This is a genomic window from Mycobacterium sp. SVM_VP21, from assembly GCA_024758765.1.
Classification (GTDB): Bacteria; Actinomycetota; Actinomycetes; order Mycobacteriales; family Mycobacteriaceae; genus Mycobacterium; species Mycobacterium heraklionense_C.
This window is the reverse complement of the sequence record CP101406.1, coordinates 1,132,843-1,149,054: the sequence shown is the minus strand read 5'-3', so window position 1 is coordinate 1,149,054 and position 16,212 is coordinate 1,132,843. Positions and strand designations below refer to the sequence as shown.

The following is a 16,212-nucleotide window of genomic DNA, read 5'->3' as shown; positions in this document are numbered from 1 at the left end:
TCAGCGCGGCGAGCTCACTCGTCGCGCAGTTCGGTCGCCGGAGTGGACCGAGTGCTCTTCCAGGCGGGAATGATGGCCGCGAAGACCGCGGCGACGGTGGCCAGCACGGCATAGAGCACCGCGTCGGTCCAGGGGAACACCAGCGGGGTGACCAGCCCGACGTTGACGACGGCCGCCCGCCGCACCGCCTCGGAGATGGCGATCGCGAGCACCGCGCCGAACAGTCCGCCGGCGGCACCGGCGACGACGGCCTCGATGGTGGTGATGCTGAACACGCGCAGGCGAGTGGCGCCCAGTGCCTGGATCAGCGCCACCTCGCGCCTGCGGCGGATGCCGACCAGCAGCAGTGTCGACAGCACCGAGATGAAGGCGATCGCCAGCAGGCCGTACTTCAGCGTGTTCAGCGGCGTGAGATAGCGGCCGATGGAGGCCGCGATGTCGGCGGCGTAACCATCGGTGTCCACTGCGGTCAGTGGCTGGTCGAACTGCGCGGCCTTGATGTTCTCGATGACCTGGCCGGCGGTGAACCCGGACGCCGGGGTGGCGAAAATCAGGCCGGCGGGCTGGGGGCCGTAGATCTGCTCGGCGATCGCGTAGGGCATGTAGATGCGACGTCCGCCGTATTCGGGGGTGGCGACAATGGTGCCGATACTCATCGCCTGCGCGTCGAGTCCACTTCCAAATACAAGAGTGTCACCTATGTGGAGATTTTTCTCGCGTGCCAGGACGCTGCCGATGACGACCTGATTGGCTTTCTGGCTTGCCTCCGGGGATTGCCCCGCGAGTAATCCGAACGGAAATGTCGGCCGATCCTGCGCCTGAATATGCGCCAACGACCCGTCTTTGAGGCTGATCTCGATTTCAGCCATCCGCTCCGTCTTTTCCACCCCGGCCACCGAGTTCAGTTTGTTGACCGTCTGCGGAGCGAATCGGGCATCAATGGGCCCGTAATCGGCGAACTGTGTCGTGGTGATGGCAATGCGGCCGTCCGCCTGCGATTCGGCGACCTTGGTGGCGCCGATGTGGATCGCCACCAGGAATCCGGACAGCAGGATCGCAACCACAACGGGCACCGCGATAGCGCCCGAGATAGCGGCGGTGCGTGACCGGTCCGAGCGCAACGCGTTGAGCGCGATGGTCAGCGTCGCCCCGCTCGACTTGTCCGGCCGCGGGCGCAGGCTGGTGATCGCCTGCGCGCTCAAGTACGCCGTAGCCAACAGGAGGCCGACGAGGGCGACCACCGCGCCGATGTCGGCGATGATGGCCTGCCACGCGACCAGTGCGCCGGACAGCGTGGCCAGCCGCGCCGCGATCACGCCGGTCAGTCCGATCGCCAGCAGCAGCAGCGCCTTGAACCAGATCTTGCGCTGCGTGGTCTGTTCCTGCGCCGCCCGCCCGGACAGCTCGGCTGCGATGGGAGTGTTGGACGCTGACAGGGCGGGGCCGATCGCGGCCCCCACCGCCAGCAGGATGCCGGCCAGGACGCCGACCACCAGGATCGCCGGCTTGAGGATTACCGGCACGGTGACACCGACGAAGCGTTCGGTCAGTTCGCTGGCGCTGGCCACGATGGGTTCGGAGATCACGATGCCGGTCAGCACGCCCATCGCCGAGCCCACGGCACCCAGCAGCCCGGCTTCGCTGAGGAATCCGGTCATGATCGACGCGGGCGAGGCCCCCAATGCCGACGCGATCGCGATCTCGCGTCGGCGCTCCTCCACGGAGAGCCGAGTGATCTGGGTGATCAGGATGACCCCGACGCCGATCGAGATCAGGGCGAAGATCCCCAGCAGGGGCAGCAGCACGTCGTTGACGTTGTAGCCCTTCGCTGGCTCGCTGCGGGGCGCCACGCTGTAGGTGGGGCCCAGCGTGGTCTTCAGTCGCTGCTGGACCTCATCGGCGTTGGCGTCCTTGTCCAGGGTCACGTACAGCATGTCCACCCGGTCGCCGCGGGCAAACTGCACTTTCGCCATGCTCAGCGGCAGCACCGCCACCAGGCCGTTGTTGACATCGTCGAGGTCGGCTACCCGCTGGAACTTCTCCACTGACAGCTGCCCGACATCGGTGACCAGGGTCGCCGAGGCGTCCAGGGAGTCGCCCAGGGTCTTCGAGATTGCCGGCGGGGGCTCTACCTGCCCGGTCTGGCAGACCTTCGGGTCGACGATCCACTGTGCGGAGCAGTCCACGCCCAGGCCCAGCCCGAAACTCTCTTTGCCGTCGTTGCGGATCATGGTCACCCCGCGGATAACCGGCACCACGGCTGCCACCCCGGGCACCGCCCGGGAGTCTTCGACGACGGCGGGACTGATGCCGCCGCGGGTGGCCGCCCCGACCACGCGCAGCGGGGCCGGCCCGGCGATCTGGTAGCCGACGTCTTCGACGGCCTTGGAGACGCTGGTGACCTCGATCATGACGGCCACCACGACTGCCACACCGCCGCCGAGTGAGAATGCCGCCAGTGCGGCCCGGAATGCGTGTTTACGGACGGCGCGGAAGTTGATTATCCGCAGCAGGCCGAATGTCGCGGCTAATGTTCCGCGAGCCATGTCACATTATTTGCCGCGTGAGCCATTCCGCTGTCGGTCTCAACTTCACCGTCGAGCAATGAAATCAGACGAGGAGCGTCGTCAGCTATTTTCCGGTCGTGGGTCACCAAAACAATTGTCTGACCGGCTGCATTCAAGTTATACAACGCGTCAATAACCCGCTGACCATTTACGGTGTCGAGATTGCCGGTCGGCTCGTCGGCGAGAATCACGTCGGGCTTCATGAAAAGCGCCCGGGCGACGGCCACGCGCTGTTGCTCGCCGCCGGACAATTCCGACGGGACGCGCTTGGACTTGGCGGCCAGGCCGACCTGGTCGAGCAGGCTCATCGCATGCGCGTGCTGGGTGCGCCCGGACTTACCCGCCAGCAGGCCCGGGAGCATCACGTTCTCGACTACTGAGAGACCCGCCAGAAGGTTGAAGGCTTGGAAGACGTAGCCGAGTGTCTGACATCGCACGGTGGCCAGCTGCTTGCGGGAGAGTTGCGAGACGCTCTGGCCGTTGATGAGGACGTCGCCACTGGTCGGCATGTCCAACAGGCCGAGAATGCTCAGCAGGGTGGACTTGCCTGAACCCGACGGACCGACCATGGCGACGAATTCGCCGCGAGTTATCTGGATATCGATGTTGCGCAAAATCGGCGTGGCAGTATCGCCCTCACCGAACTGTTTGTTGAGTTTGCGCGCTTCAAGGACCACGGGAGGCCTAAGAACGACCGGCGGCGTGTGTCCGTTCCGGTTGAGCTCCATATCCACGGTATGCATCTCGGTCCTGATCATGAATCTCCGGCGGGCGTCGTAAAATACCGATCATGCCCGCGTTGGGCGCGTTTCTCAATTCAGTACGCACTCCGCGAAGTTGGTGCGCTACGCGGCGCTATGGGCCGATCATACCGGCGTCGGTCGCCTGCCGAAAATCGTTCGGTCGTGACCCCGACCACCCGCGGCCATCGCGCTACCTGGCCGATCGCGCTGTCAGCCGGCGTTCCCGGCAACCTGGTGCCGGCGAGAAAGCGCCAGCTGACCTGCGGCGATCCGAGTCATGAATTTGCGGCCACCCAAGTGCACGATGCTCCGGTCAGGTAGGCCGAGACGCCCGGGTGGCGGGGTGAATGGCCACCAGGCCAAGTTCGTTACGTCGCTCGCAGATCGCCGCCAGCTCGGCATAGGCCTTGGCTCCGAGCAACTCGGTCAGTTCGGGCGCCAGACTCTGCCAGACCTGCCGGGCGCCGACGTGTGCCGCCGGGTCGCCGGTGCAGTACCAGTTCAGGTCTTCGCCGCCCGGGCCCCAGCCGCGCCGATCGAACTCGGTGATCGTGGTCTTGAGGATTTCGGTGTCGTCGGGACGGGTGACCCAGTCCTGGCTGCGCCGGATCGGCAGCTGCCAGCACACCTCGGGCTTCATCGTCAGGGGTTCCACGCCGAGCCGGACGGCCTTGATATGCAGGGCACATCCCGCACCGCCGGCGAATCCCGGGCGGTTCAGGAAGATGCAGGCGCCCTTGACGGTGCGGGTACGCAGTTGTTGCTCACCGTCGTTCTCGTCGTATTCCAGGTAACCCTTGCGGCCCAGACCTTTGTCGCGCAGCTGCCAGTCGGCGTCGGTGAGTTGGGCGACCGCGTCATCGAGGTTGGCCCGGTCGTCGTCGTCACACAGGAAGGCTCCGTGTGAACAGCACCCGTCATCGGGGCGGCCGGCCACGATGCCATGGCAGGCGGGGGTGCCGAAAACACAGGTCCAGCGGGACAGTAGCCAGGTGAGGTCGGCGGCGATCAGGTGTTCGGGGTTGTCGGGGTCGTAGAACTCCACCCATTCGCGGGGGAAGTCCAGATCGACTTCACCGGGATGGGAGCGGTGCTGCGCGGGGGTCACGAAACTCCACGCTAGACCAGAAATTCACGTTGCCTCACCATGTCCGGGCCTCGCCCCACTAAGTTGGGTGCGTGCGATTAGGGGTGCTCGACGTCGGCAGCAACACCGTCCACCTGTTGGTGGTCGATGCCCACCGTGGTGGTCACCCGACTCCGATGAGCTCGACCAAGGCCACGTTGCGCCTGGCCGAGGCCACTGACAGTTCCGGCAAGCTCACCCGGCGCGGAGCCGACAAACTGGTGTCGACGGTGGGCGAATTCGCCACGATCGCAGCGAGTTCGGGCTGTGCGGAGTTAGTGGCGTTCGCCACCTCGGCGGTGCGAGACGCATCCAACTCCGAGGAAGTGCTGGCCCGGGTGCGGTCGGAGGCCGGCGTCGAGTTGCAGGTGCTCGCCGGCGAGGACGAATCCCGGCTGACGTTCCTGGCGGTGCGGCGCTGGTTCGGCTGGAGTGCCGGGCGGATCAACAACCTCGACATCGGTGGTGGCTCGCTGGAGATGTCCAGCGGTGTCGACGAGGAGCCGGACGTGGCCCTGTCCCTGCCGTTGGGCGCCGGGCGGCTCACCAGGGAATGGCTGGCCGAAGACCCGCCTGGCCGGCGTCGGGTGGCCATGCTGCGGGACTGGTTGGACACCGAGTTGGCAGGCGCCGCTGCGGCCGTGTTGGATGCCGGGCCACCCGATCTGGCGGTCGCGAGCTCCAAGACGTTTCGTTCGCTGGCGCGGTTGACCGGGGCGGCGCCGTCGGCCGCCGGCCCGCGCGTCCGGCGCACATTGACCGCCACTGGCCTTAGGCAGCTCATATCATTCATCTCTAGGATGACCACGGCTGATCGGGCCGAATTGGAAGGGGTGAGCGCCGAGCGAGCGCCACAGATCGTGGCGGGTGCTCTGGTGGCGGAAGCGAGCATGCGAGCGCTGGCGATCGAAACGGTGGAGATTTGCCCGTGGGCGCTGCGGGAGGGCTTGATCCTGCGCAGGCTCGACAGTGAAGCCGACGGTGTCACCCTGTTCGGAGCCCCGGCGGCGGGCATGGCCGCGGCGCGGTCAAAGGGAGGGCACCGATGAGTGGACCCAAGCCTGACCCCCGCGACGTCGAGACGCGACCCATCTCGGTTGCCGAGCTGCTCGCCAAGAACGGCAATATCGGTGCCCCGCCGGTCACCGGGCGGCGCCGGCGCCGGCGCGGCAATGCCGACGCCGTGACGGTCGCCGAACTGACGGGCGAGATCCCGATCATCCGCGATGAGGCTCCTCCCGAGATTGACGCCGCGTCGTCGGCAAGTACCGACAGTGAGCCGAGCGGCGCTCTGCCCATTGGCCCGGCACCCGGCTTCGTCGAAGAGGACCGACCGGCGACGGGGCCGCGTCCCGTGCAGCGGGTGGAACCCGCCAAGCGGCCGGCACCCGAGCAGCGCTGGCCCAAGTCGCCGCCGCAGGTGCCACGTGGCAGTGGACCTGAGCAAAGTGCCTACCCCCGACCGATGCGCCGGTCCGACCCGCCCGGCGCAGAGAACGGTCAGCCGGACGAAACCCGACCGACTGGCTCGGGTGCCGAACGGATGCGTCCGGATCCGGTTGATACCTATACCGATATCGCTGTCGACGTCATGGAGGGCGACGTTCGCGATGCCGCCCTGCCGTCCGGGGACTCCGCATTCGTGCGGTCGTTCCTGACCAAGGGCCGCTCCACCGCACGAGCGGGCGGCTCCGCCCTGGTTGCTGACGCTGACGGTGACGCCGAGGTTGCCGACGCCGACAGCGCCCAGGCGGCCGCTGACGCCGAGCCCGCCGACCAGTACGTCGGCCGCCCGGGCGTGGTGGGCGGCTTGCTGGTGGTGCTGCAGTCGATGCTGGCCGTGGCGTTCGGCGGCGGCCTGTTCATCGTTTTCGACCAACTGTGGCGGTGGAACAGCATCGTGGCCCTGGTACTCACGGTCCTGGTCACACTCGGTCTGGTGGCCGCGGTGCAGGCGGTCCGCAAGACCGTGGACATCGTCAGTACGTTGATCGCGGTCGCGGTCGGTTTGCTGGTTACGTTGGGGCCGCTGGCGTTGCACGCCAATTAGCCGTTCACTATTACTTCGTGCGCCCCGCCATCAAGGTTGGATTGTCGACCGCATCGGTCTACCCGCTGCGGGCCGAGGCTGCCTTCGAGTATGCGGCCCGGCTCGGCTACGACGGCATCGAACTGATGGTGTGGGGGGAGTCGGTCAGCCAGGACATCGGCGCCGTCCGGCGGTTGTCGCGCAAGTACCGGGTGCCGGTGCTGTCGGTGCACGCACCGTGCCTGTTGATCTCGCAACGGGTGTGGGGCTCCAACCCGATCGCCAAGCTGGAGCGCAGCGTCCGGGCGGCGGAGCAGCTCGAGGCCCAGACCGTGGTGGTGCATCCGCCGTTTCGCTGGCAGCGACGCTATGCCGAGGGCTTCAGCGATCAAGTCGCCGAATTGGAGTCCGCCAGTGATGTGGCGGTAGCGGTGGAGAACATGTTCCCCTTCCGTGCCGACCGGTTCTTCGGTGCCGATCAGTCCCGCGAACGGATGCGTCGCCGCGGAGGCGGCCCGGGAGCGGGGATTTCGGCGTTTGCGCCGTCCCACGATCCACTCGATGGCAACCATGCGCACTACACGTTGGACCTGTCGCACACCGCGACCGCAGGCGCCGACGGGTTGGAGATGGCCCGCCGGATGGGCTCGGGGCTCACGCACCTGCACTTGTGTGACGGCACCGGCCTGCCGGCCGATGAGCATCTGGTGCCCGGTCGTGGTGACCAGCCCACCGCCGAGGTGTGTCAGCTGCTGGCCTCCAGTGACTTCACCGGTCATGTGGTGCTGGAAGTGACCACCTCGCAGGCGCGCTCGCCGCACGAGCGCGAGGCGCTGCTGACCGAATCGCTGCAGTTCGCTCGGACGCATCTGCTGCGCTGATCGCCTGATCGCTGAGATGCAAGGAGCCCTCGCATGACCTCGTCCACGCTGTTCACCGATGCTATGACCCTGGTGCGCGTCGACGGCCATGACGACAGTGAGGACGTCGCGTCATTTACCGGTGAGCTCAACGAGCACTGGACCATCGGTCCGAAGGTGCACGGTGGCGCGATGCTGGCGTTGTGCGCCAACGCCGCCCGCACTGCCCACGGTGGCGGCCTGCAACCGGTCGCGGTGTCGGCCAGCTATCTGTGGGCACCCGATCCCGGCCCGATGCAGCTGGTGACCACGATCCGCAAGCGTGGCCGCCGGGTCAGCCTCGTCGACGTCGAACTCAACCAGGGCGAGCGCACCGCGGTGCGTGCCGCCATCACGCTCAGCGAGCCTGAGCACCAGGCGCCGCCATTGCTGTCGTTCAACCCGGTGGTGCCGCTGATGACGCCGGAGCCTCCGCCCGGCTTGGAGCCGATTGGTCCGGGCCACCCGATGGAACACATCGTGCACTTGGCGCACGGCTGCGATATCCGGCCGGCGCTGACCACGCTCGGCCCGCGCTCGGACGGCGGCCCGCCGGTGATCGAGATGTGGGTGCGACCCAAAGACGCCGCGCCCGACGTGCTCTTCGCGCTGCTGTGCGGCGATGTGTCGGCTCCGGTGACCTTCGCCGTCAACCGCAACGGCTGGGCGCCCACCGTGCAGCTCACCGCCTACCTGCGGGCCATCCCGGCCGACGGCTGGCTGCGGGTGATCTGCAGCTGTGTGCAGATCGGCCAGGACTGGTTCGACGAGGACCACACGGTGGTCGACTGCAAGGGCCGCATCGTGGTGCAGACCCGCCAGTTGGCGATGGTGCCGGTGCGCTAGCGGGCGACCCGCCTGTGGACTGGGCTTCACCGCGCTGGCAGGCCGGGTCTGAAATGCTGTCGCCATGACCAGAATCGCGATCATCGGTGGCGGCAACATGGGCGAAGCGTTGCTGGCGGGGCTGCTGGCTGCTGGCCGCCCGGTCAAGGACCTGGTGGTCGCCGAGCGGTACGGCGAGCGGGCCCGGCAGCTGTCGGAGAAGTACTCCGTCCTGGTGACCTCGGTCGCCGACGCGATCGAGAACGCGTCCGTCGTGATTGTGGCGGTGAAGCCGCAGGATGTGGATTCCGTGGTCGAGGAGTTCGCCAAGAGCGTCACCGCCGCCTCCGGGGACAGTGCAGAGCAGGTGCTGGTCACGATCGTCGCCGGTCTCACCACCGGGTATGTGGAGTCCAAGCTCCCGGCCGGAGCTGCGGTGGTGCGCGTGATGCCCAACACCCCGGTCAAGGTCGGCGCCGGCGCCAGCGCGCTGGCAAAGGGCCGGTTCCCCAGTAGCGAACAGGTCAGCGAGGTCGCTGCGCTGTTCGAGTGCGTCGGGACGGTGGCGATCGTTCCGGAAGAGCAGATGGACGCCGTCACCGCGGTATCGGGATCCGGGCCGGCCTACTTTTTCTTGGTGGTCGAGGCGCTGGTGGATGCCGGGGTTGCGGCCGGATTGAGCCGGCAGGCGGCCACCGACCTGGCGGTGCAGACGATGGCCGGTTCGGCGCAGATGCTGCTGGATGAGCGCGCCGAGAGCGAAGGGGCGCCAAATGCGGGCATCGACACCGCTCCGACCCACCTGAGAGCGATGGTGACGTCGCCGGGGGGGACCACTGCGGCCGCACTGCGTGAATTGGAGGCCAGCGGCCTGCGGACCTCGATCGATCGGGCGGTTCAGGCCGCAAAAACACGCTCTGAGCAGCTAAGAATCACATCGGAGTAATTCACTTATTTTTCACATATTGGCTCTCACTAGTCGCAGGAACCCCATCCGTCCCGCTATTCTCCTCTATGTCTGTGCGTGTGGGCGCAGCGGAGGGGAAGCCGCTGAGACTGCACGTGCCTGATTGAAATGGGTAACGATGACGTCTGCGAACGGGCCTTCGGCGCGTGACACGACACAATTTCTCACCGTGGCCGAGGTGGCTGCGTTGATGCGGGTCAGCAAGATGACGGTGTACCGCCTGGTGCACAACGGCGAGCTGCCCGCGGTACGGGTGGGACGGTCCTTCCGGGTGCACGCCAAGGCGGTGCACGACTTGCTGGAGACCTCCTTCTTCGACGCGGGCTAAAGAGCCGGTCGACAGGTAAGCGCCCCCCGGGCGTCGCCGCACGGCGACGCCCGGGGTCGGCTGTCTTGTGGGCCTTGGTGGTCGGGTCAGGTGCGGTTTTCCGGTCCGCGCCTGTCTACGGGTAAAGTAACCGGGTCGATCAAGTTCAGCAGCGCCCATTCGTCGGCGCGGGCAGAAGCAGATAGCGGAGTTCATGGGTTCAGTCATCAAGAAGCGGCGCAAGCGCATGTCGAAGAAGAAGCACCGCAAGCTGCTTCGCCGTACCCGCGTGCAGCGCAGAAAACTCGGTAAGTAACTCCGTCCAGGCCCCGCGCCGTGCCGAGCGTGAAGTTGGCTTCACGCTCGTGCACCGGGTGTGACGTTAGCTTCACGCTCGACAACGAGCCGATCGCCGGTATTGCTTTTCCGGCGTGGCCGTTAGGCTGACGGGGTGGACGAGGCCGGACCCCCGAGCGACGGCACGCGAAGTGACGCCCGGCATTACCCCAAGGTTGTGTTGGTCACCGGTGCGTGCCGGTTCCTGGGTGGATTCCTCACCGCAAGGCTCACGCAGAACCCGTTGATCAACCGGGTGATCGCTGTGGATGCGGTCATGCCGAGCAAGGACATGCTGCGCCGGATGGGACGCGCTGAGTTTGTCCGTGCCGACATCCGTAACCCCTTTATCGCCAAGGTGATTCGAAACAGCGAAGTCGACACCGTCGTGCACGCAGCGGCGGCGTCGTACGTGCCGAGGTCCGGTGGTGGGGCGGCGCTCAAAGAGTTCAACCTGATGGGTGCGATGCAGTTGTTCGCCGCCTGTCAGAAGGCGCCTTCGGTGCGGCGGGTGGTGCTCAAGTCGACCTCGGAGGTCTACGGGTCGTGCTCGCGCGACCCGGTGTTGTTCTCTGAGGACAGCACCAGTCGCCGTCCCCCGACGCAGGGGTTCCCCCGCGACAGCATCGACATCGAGGGCTACGCCCGTGGGTTGGGTCGGCGGCGGCCCGACATCGCGGTCACGATCCTGCGGATGGCCAACATGATCGGCCCGGCCATGGACACCGCGCTGTCGCGCTACCTCGCCGGCCCGCTGGTCCCAATGGTGCTGGGCCGAGACGCACGCCTGCAGCTGCTGCACGAGCAGGACGCGCTGGGCGCCTTGGAACGGGCCACCATGGCCGGCAAGGCCGGCACCTTCAACATCGGTGCCGACGGGATCATCATGATGTCGCAGGCGATCCGCAGGTCCGGGCGCGTTCCGATACCGCTGCCGGGTGTCGGGCTGTGGGTCATGGATTCGCTGCGCCGGGCCAACAATTACACCGAGATCAACCGGGAACAGCTGGATTATCTGAGCTTTGGCCGGGTGATGGACACGACTAGAATGCGAACCGAACTCGGGTACAGCGCCAAGTGGACCACCGCCGAGGCTTTTGATGACTACGTGCGGGGTCGGGGGCTGAACCCGATCATCGATCCCAAGTGGGTCCGCTCGGTGGAGCGGCGAACAGTGAGCGCAGCGCAGCGCATGGGGGATATCAGCTTTAATAGGGTGCGGGGAGGTTAGCGCTATGGCTGATGATTCGAAGGCGAAAGTCATTCCGCTGCACAAGCATTCGAGTTCATTGCGCAGGCATCCCTCGGCGTTGGCGAGGCCGGCTGAACAGGCTTCCGCCAAGCAGGTCGCCGCGGTCGTTCGTGAGCTCGGCGAGCGTCGCGGCGCCGCGGGCACCACCGGTGCCGCCGCGCCCACCCCGAGTGAATTCGCCCGCCGGGTGAGCGCGGTCGCCGCGTTCCTGCGAGAGCGGATCACGGGGGATTACCAGGTCGACGAATTCGGTTTCGACCCGCACTTCAACGAAGCCGTGGTGCTGCCGTTGCTGCGGGTGTTCTTCAACGACTGGTTCCGCGTCGAGGTCAGCGGCATCGAGAACCTTCCGGTCGATGGTCCCGCTCTGGTGGTGGCCAACCACGCAGGAGTGTTACCGATGGACGCGCTGATGCTCTCGGTGGCGGTGCGTGACCATCACCCCGAACGGCGGAACCTGCGGATGCTCGCCGCCGACCTGGTATTCGACCTGCCGGTGATCGGCCCGACCGCCCGCAAGGCGGGCCACACCATGGCATGCACCTCCGACGCCAACCGGTTGCTGGAGGCCGGCGAGCTGACCGCCGTCTTCCCGGAGGGCTACAAGGGCCTGGGCAAGCGGTTCAAGGACCGCTACAAGCTGCAGCGGTTCGGTCGCGGCGGCTTCGTCTCGGCGGCACTGCGCACCCACGCGCCGATCGTGCCGTGCTCGATCGTCGGCTCCGAGGAGATCTACCCGATGATCGCCGACGTCAAGCTGTTGGCCCGACTGCTCGGCGTGCCGTATTTCCCGATCACGCCGCTGTTTCCGCTGGCCGGCCCGGCCGGGCTGGTGCCGATGCCGTCGAAGTGGCACATCGCCTTTGGCGAACCGATTGAGACCACCGACTACGAGCCGGGCGCTGCCGACGACCCGATGGTCACCTTCGAGCTGACCGATCAGGTGCGCGAGACCATTCAGCAGACGTTGTACCGGCTGCTCGCCGGTCGCCGCAACATGTTCTTGGGCTGAGCTCCGCGACTCTGGCACCTCACCAGCACCGATAGGCGCAGCCGCCCTTTGAGATCGCCGTCAGGGCTGTGCATGTCGCCGCGTCCACGACCCTGGACGCAATCTCAACGAGCTTGGACGGCTACTTCTTGCCCAGTGCCCGATCGCGCATGGCCTCGAGGGCGGCGATTGTCTTGGCCTCGGTGTCGGCGTCCTGGTTGACCGACTCGCCGAGCATGGTGACCACACTGGTCACCACCGGCTCGCCGTTCTCGTCGGTGACCTCGCTGCGGACCTCACTGACAACCGTGCCGTGCGATTCGATGACCGAGTCCAGGTAGGTGTCGAAGAACAGCTTGTCACCGGCCACGATCGGCCGGTGGAAGGTGAACTTCTGGTCGCGGTGCAGCACCCGGGCGATGTTGATCGGGAGGTCGAACTTGTCGAAGATCTCCAGCTGCACCTGTCGGCCGGCGACCGCCAGGAACGTCAGCGATGCCACCAGCCCCGGATGCCCGGCTTCGGCGGCAGCAGCCTCCTCGAAGTGGGCCGGGTGGTCATCTTTGACGGAGCGGGCGAACTCCCGGATCTTCTCCCGGCTGACCTCGAAGTAGTCCGGGAACCGGTAATGGGCTCCGATCATCCGCTGCGACTCGGTGTGTACTGACATGCCGGTTTACCCCTCCGCTCGCCGTGGTGCTCGGCGGCGGAAGCCTATCAGCGAGCAGGTCAGGCGCGCTCGTTCCGGTGCGCCACGGTGCTCGATGCGGTCGACCGGTCCTCGTGTGCTCCGCTGCGCTACGCGCGCTCGTTCCGGTGCGCCACGGCCGCAGCCAGGGCCCCGCCGACGGCCCCCAGCGCCAGCGCCGACGGCACGCCGATCCGCGCCGCCCGCCGTGCGGTACGGAAGTCGCGGATCTCCCATCCCCGCTTGCGTGCCGTCTCCCGCAACGCGGCGTCGGGGTTGATCGCCACCGCCGTGCCGACCAGCGAGAGCATCGGCACGTCGTTGAAGCTGTCGGAGTAGGCCGTGCAACGCCGCAGGTTCAGCCCCTCCCGGATCGCCAGTGACCGCACCGCGTGGGCTTTACCGGGTCCGTGCAGGATCTCGCCGACCAGTCGGCCGGTGAACACCCCGTCGACCGATTCCGCGACGGTGCCCAGCGCGCCGGTCAAGCCGAGCCGGCGGGCGATGGTCTCGGCCAGCTCGTAGGGGGTCGCGGTGACCAGCCACACCTGCTGCCCGGCATCGAGGTGCATCTGGGCCAACTCGCGGGTGCCGGGCCAGATCTTGTCGGCGATGATCTCGTCGTAGATCTCCTCACCCAGATCGACCAGCTCGGACACCGGCCGGCCTTCGATGAACGCGAGCGCTTTGCGCCGACCGGCCGCGACGTCGTCGCTGTTCTCCTTGCCGGTGAGCTGAAACTTCGCTTGCGCGTAGACGAACCCGATGACATCGCGGTAGGTGAAGTAGTTACGGGCGGCCAGACCACGGCCGAAGTGCACCATTGAGGATCCCTGTACCAGGGTGTTGTCGACGTCGAAGAACGCGGCGGCGGTCAGGTCGACCGGTGCGGGCGTGTCGGCGTCGGCCACATCGGCGAGCGCCCGCTCTGCGCTGGCGTCTGTCAGCGATGCCACCTCGGCCGCGGATGCCCGGTCGGCCGGGCCCGGTGATGCCATCACCCGACTCCTTCCGCGTCTGGGCTGTGGGGCCGGTGCTCCGGCCGTCATCAACCCTATCCGGCTGCAGGGCCGATGACCCCCAGGTGATCGCGTAGATCACCTTTGAGGTCGAACATCGAGTAGTCGCGGAAACTGAACCGCCAGACGTTGTCGACCCGCTCGAACGTGTCGTGATAACGCCCGGCGGCGATCACCTGCAGTGCCACCGCCTCGGTCTGCTGCAGCACCGTGTAGTACGACCGGCAGGATGCGGTCCCGGCGACCTCATCGATGTCGAGGATCGGGTTGGTGATCACGTGCTTGGTGCGCGGCGTGCCATCGGCGTGAAGGGTGACGAGCCCGCGCCACAGCTGCAGGATCCCGGCGCTGTCGAGGATCACCGTGCCTTCGGGGTCGGCTTTGATCCGGGCGTGGGCGAACAGTGCCGCCGCGCCGTCGAGGTCACCGGAGTCCATCAACTCCGCATAGCGATACAGCAGGTTGGTGATCGACACCGCACTGGGGTTCATGGCTTGCTCTGTCCGCCGGGGTGAGGGAGATGCGGCTTATGGCCGGTCACACCGTAATTCAATTCAGCTGGGGACATCGCGACAATCCAGAGAACCCGGTGGTCTCGGCGGGCCGGCGACAGCCCTGCAACACTGGAGTCATGACCCGCCACCAGGTACAGCTGCTCACTCGGGAGGGCTGCCCGGTCTGCGTGCAGGTGCACGACCAGCTGACCGGGCTGGCGGCCGAACTCGGGTTCGACCTGCAGGCCGTCGACGTCGACGCCGCCGCGGCGGCCGGTGACACGGGGCCGCGAGCCGAGTTCGGCGACCGGTTGCCGGTAGTGCTGCTCGACGGACGTGAGCACAGTTACTGGGAGGTCGACGAGGCCCGGCTACGTGCTGATTTGGCGGGTTAATGAGGCGGTCCCAGCTTCGCCTCTCCTGCGTCGAGCCTCGCTGAACCGCTCGCTCATACGGCGGTTCCAGCTTCGCCTCTCCTGCGTCGAGCCTCGCTGAACCGCCGAATTTGGTAGGCCAGCGCTTTAGCCTCTACCGTGGAGAGAAGTTTCTTCACGGGTGACAGCAAGGAGCGGACCAGGTGATATTGCCGTGAGCGTCCTGCTCTTCGGGGTCTCGCACCGCAGCGCCCCCGTCTCCGTACTCGAGCAGCTCAGCAGCGCTGAATCCGATCAGGCCAAGATCGTCGAGCAGGTGTTGCAATCGCCGCTCGTCACCGAGGCGATGATCCTGTCGACCTGCAACCGGGTTGAGATCTACGCCGTCGTCGACGCCTTCCACGCCGGGCTCTCGGCGATCGGGCAGGTGCTCTCCGAACACTCCGGCATGTCGATGGCCGACCTGACCAAATACGCCTACGTCCGCTACAGCGAAGCCGCCGTCGAGCACCTGTTCTCGGTGGCCAGCGGTCTGGACTCTGCGGTGGTGGGCGAGCAGCAGGTGCTGGGCCAGGTGCGTCGCTCCTACGCCTCCGCCGAGGCCAACAGCAGTGTCGGCCGGGTGCTACACGAACTGGCGCAGCGCGCCCTGTCGGTGGGCAAGCGGGTGCACTCCGAAACCGGAATCGACGCCGCCGGCGCGTCGGTGGTCTCGGTCGCCCTGGGCATCGCGGCCAAGCAGTTGGGCGACGAGGCCTTGCAGGGACGGACCGCGGTGGTGATCGGCGCCGGGTCGATGGGCGCGCTGTCCGCGGCACATCTGGTGCGCGCCGGTGTCGAACACATCCACGTCGTCAACCGCTCACTGCCGCGCGCTCAACGGCTGGCCCGCAAGATCCGCGAGAGCGGCGTGACGGCCGACGCTGTCGCCCTGGACCGGATGGCTGCCAGCCTGATCAGTGCTGACATCGTGGTGTCCTCCACCGGCGCGGTGAGCCCGGTCGTATCGCTGGCCGACGTGCACCACGCGCTGGCCGGCGGCAACCGGGACGAGGCGACCCAACCGCTGGTGATCTGCGACCTGGGCATGCCGCGCGACGTCGACGCCGCGGTCGCCGGGTTGCCCGGGGTGCGGGTCATCGACATGGACCGGATCCAGCGCGAGCCCTCGGCGCAGGTCGCCACCTCCGACACCGAAGCCGCGCGCAACATCGTGGCCCGCGAGGTCGCCACCTATCTCGCCGGGCAGCGGATGGCCGAGGTCACCCCGACCGTGACCGCGCTGCGCCAGCGTGCCGCTGATGTGGTTACCGCCGAGTTGATGCGGCTGGATCACCGGCTGCCCGACTTGGACACCGACCAGCGCGAAGAGGTGGCGCGCACCGTGCGCCGCGTCGTCGACAAGCTGCTACACGCCCCCACGGTGCGGGTCAAACAGCTGGCCAGCTCGCCCGGCGGCGACAGCTACGCCGAGGCGCTGCGCGAGCTGTTCGAGCTCGATCCGACCGCCGTGGATGCGGTCGCGACCGCCGGCGAGCTGCCAGTAGTGCCGGGAGGACTTGATGTCAGCGCCGAAACCGGGTCGGCCGGGTAGA

At 67.1% G+C, this 16,212-nt stretch carries 17 protein-coding genes; 11 read left to right on the top strand and 6 right to left on the bottom strand.

The features are described from left to right. Positions 1–14: 14 nt before the first annotated feature. From NM962_05685 to NM962_05675, 3 genes are all read right to left on the bottom strand, one after another. Entirely contained in the window at positions 15–2,546 is a 2,532-nt protein-coding gene (locus NM962_05685; GenBank protein UVO13595.1) for an FtsX-like permease family protein, read from the bottom strand. Further along, positions 2,528–3,325, bottom strand: a complete 798-nt coding sequence (locus tag NM962_05680) for an ABC transporter ATP-binding protein (protein UVO13594.1) — start codon at positions 3,323–3,325, stop codon at positions 2,528–2,530. The genes NM962_05685 and NM962_05680 overlap by 19 nt, the downstream gene beginning before the upstream one ends. Before the next feature lie 298 nt (positions 3,326–3,623). After that, the gene (locus NM962_05675) at positions 3,624–4,418 is read right to left on the bottom strand and encodes a hypothetical protein (GenBank protein ID UVO13593.1); all 795 of its coding nucleotides are present in this window, start codon (positions 4,416–4,418) and stop codon (positions 3,624–3,626) included. Between the two features lie 71 nt (positions 4,419–4,489). On the opposite strand from NM962_05675, the gene NM962_05670 reads away from it, so the two are divergent. The 9 genes from NM962_05670 to NM962_05630 all read left to right on the top strand — a co-directional run bounded on the left by NM962_05670 (position 4,490) and on the right by NM962_05630 (position 12,063). Further along, the gene (locus NM962_05670; protein ID UVO13592.1) at positions 4,490–5,485 is read left to right on the top strand and encodes a Ppx/GppA family phosphatase; all 996 of its coding nucleotides are present in this window, start codon (positions 4,490–4,492) and stop codon (positions 5,483–5,485) included. Beyond that, positions 5,482–6,486 (top strand): hypothetical protein, encoded by a 1,005-nt coding sequence (locus NM962_05665; protein UVO13591.1) that lies wholly within the window; start codon positions 5,482–5,484, stop codon positions 6,484–6,486. Before NM962_05670 ends, NM962_05665 begins: the two co-directional genes overlap by 4 nt. Positions 6,487–6,503: 17 nt before the next feature. Continuing rightward, positions 6,504–7,346 carry a sugar phosphate isomerase/epimerase gene (locus tag NM962_05660; GenBank protein UVO13590.1) on the top strand — a complete coding sequence of 281 codons (843 nt, stop codon included), beginning with the start codon at positions 6,504–6,506 and terminating at the stop codon, positions 7,344–7,346. A gap of 33 nt (positions 7,347–7,379) precedes the next feature. Further along, the gene (locus NM962_05655) at positions 7,380–8,210 is read left to right on the top strand and encodes a thioesterase family protein (GenBank protein UVO13589.1); all 831 of its coding nucleotides are present in this window, start codon (positions 7,380–7,382) and stop codon (positions 8,208–8,210) included. 64 nt (positions 8,211–8,274) lie between these two features. Then, positions 8,275–9,135, top strand: coding sequence for a pyrroline-5-carboxylate reductase (gene proC / locus NM962_05650; GenBank protein ID UVO13588.1), 861 nt, complete (start codon positions 8,275–8,277; stop codon positions 9,133–9,135). Between the two features lie 139 nt (positions 9,136–9,274). Further along, positions 9,275–9,484, top strand: coding sequence for a helix-turn-helix domain-containing protein (locus NM962_05645; GenBank protein UVO13587.1), 210 nt, complete (start codon positions 9,275–9,277; stop codon positions 9,482–9,484). A gap of 193 nt (positions 9,485–9,677) precedes the next feature. Beyond that, on the top strand, positions 9,678–9,779 hold the full coding sequence (locus NM962_05640; GenBank protein UVO13586.1) for an AURKAIP1/COX24 domain-containing protein: 102 nt from the start codon (positions 9,678–9,680) through the stop codon (positions 9,777–9,779). A gap of 135 nt (positions 9,780–9,914) precedes the next feature. Then, the gene (locus NM962_05635; GenBank protein UVO13585.1) at positions 9,915–11,030 is read left to right on the top strand and encodes an SDR family oxidoreductase; all 1,116 of its coding nucleotides are present in this window, start codon (positions 9,915–9,917) and stop codon (positions 11,028–11,030) included. Between the two features lie 4 nt (positions 11,031–11,034). After that, positions 11,035–12,063 carry an acyltransferase family protein gene (locus tag NM962_05630; protein UVO13584.1) on the top strand — a complete coding sequence of 343 codons (1,029 nt, stop codon included), beginning with the start codon at positions 11,035–11,037 and terminating at the stop codon, positions 12,061–12,063. A 121-nt stretch (positions 12,064–12,184) separates the two neighbouring features. Here NM962_05630 and NM962_05625 read toward each other — a convergent pair whose 3' ends face one another. From NM962_05625 to NM962_05615, 3 genes are all read right to left on the bottom strand, one after another. Continuing rightward, positions 12,185–12,712: a MaoC family dehydratase N-terminal domain-containing protein gene (locus tag NM962_05625; GenBank protein ID UVO13583.1), complete on the bottom strand. Its 528-nt coding sequence runs from the start codon at positions 12,710–12,712 to the stop codon at positions 12,185–12,187. A gap of 128 nt (positions 12,713–12,840) precedes the next feature. Continuing rightward, complete coding sequence (locus tag NM962_05620) at positions 12,841–13,728, bottom strand: HAD-IB family hydrolase (GenBank protein ID UVO13582.1); 888 nt, start codon at positions 13,726–13,728, stop codon at positions 12,841–12,843. Positions 13,729–13,784: 56 nt separating this feature from the next. Next, complete coding sequence (locus NM962_05615) at positions 13,785–14,240, bottom strand: nuclear transport factor 2 family protein (protein ID UVO13581.1); 456 nt, start codon at positions 14,238–14,240, stop codon at positions 13,785–13,787. Between the two features lie 140 nt (positions 14,241–14,380). Between NM962_05615 and NM962_05610 the strand changes: the two genes are divergently transcribed. Next, positions 14,381–14,638: a glutaredoxin family protein gene (locus NM962_05610; protein UVO13580.1), complete on the top strand. Its 258-nt coding sequence runs from the start codon at positions 14,381–14,383 to the stop codon at positions 14,636–14,638. A gap of 193 nt (positions 14,639–14,831) precedes the next feature. After that, positions 14,832–16,211, top strand: a complete 1,380-nt coding sequence (locus NM962_05605) for a glutamyl-tRNA reductase (protein UVO13579.1) — start codon at positions 14,832–14,834, stop codon at positions 16,209–16,211. Position 16,212: the final 1 nt, after the last annotated feature.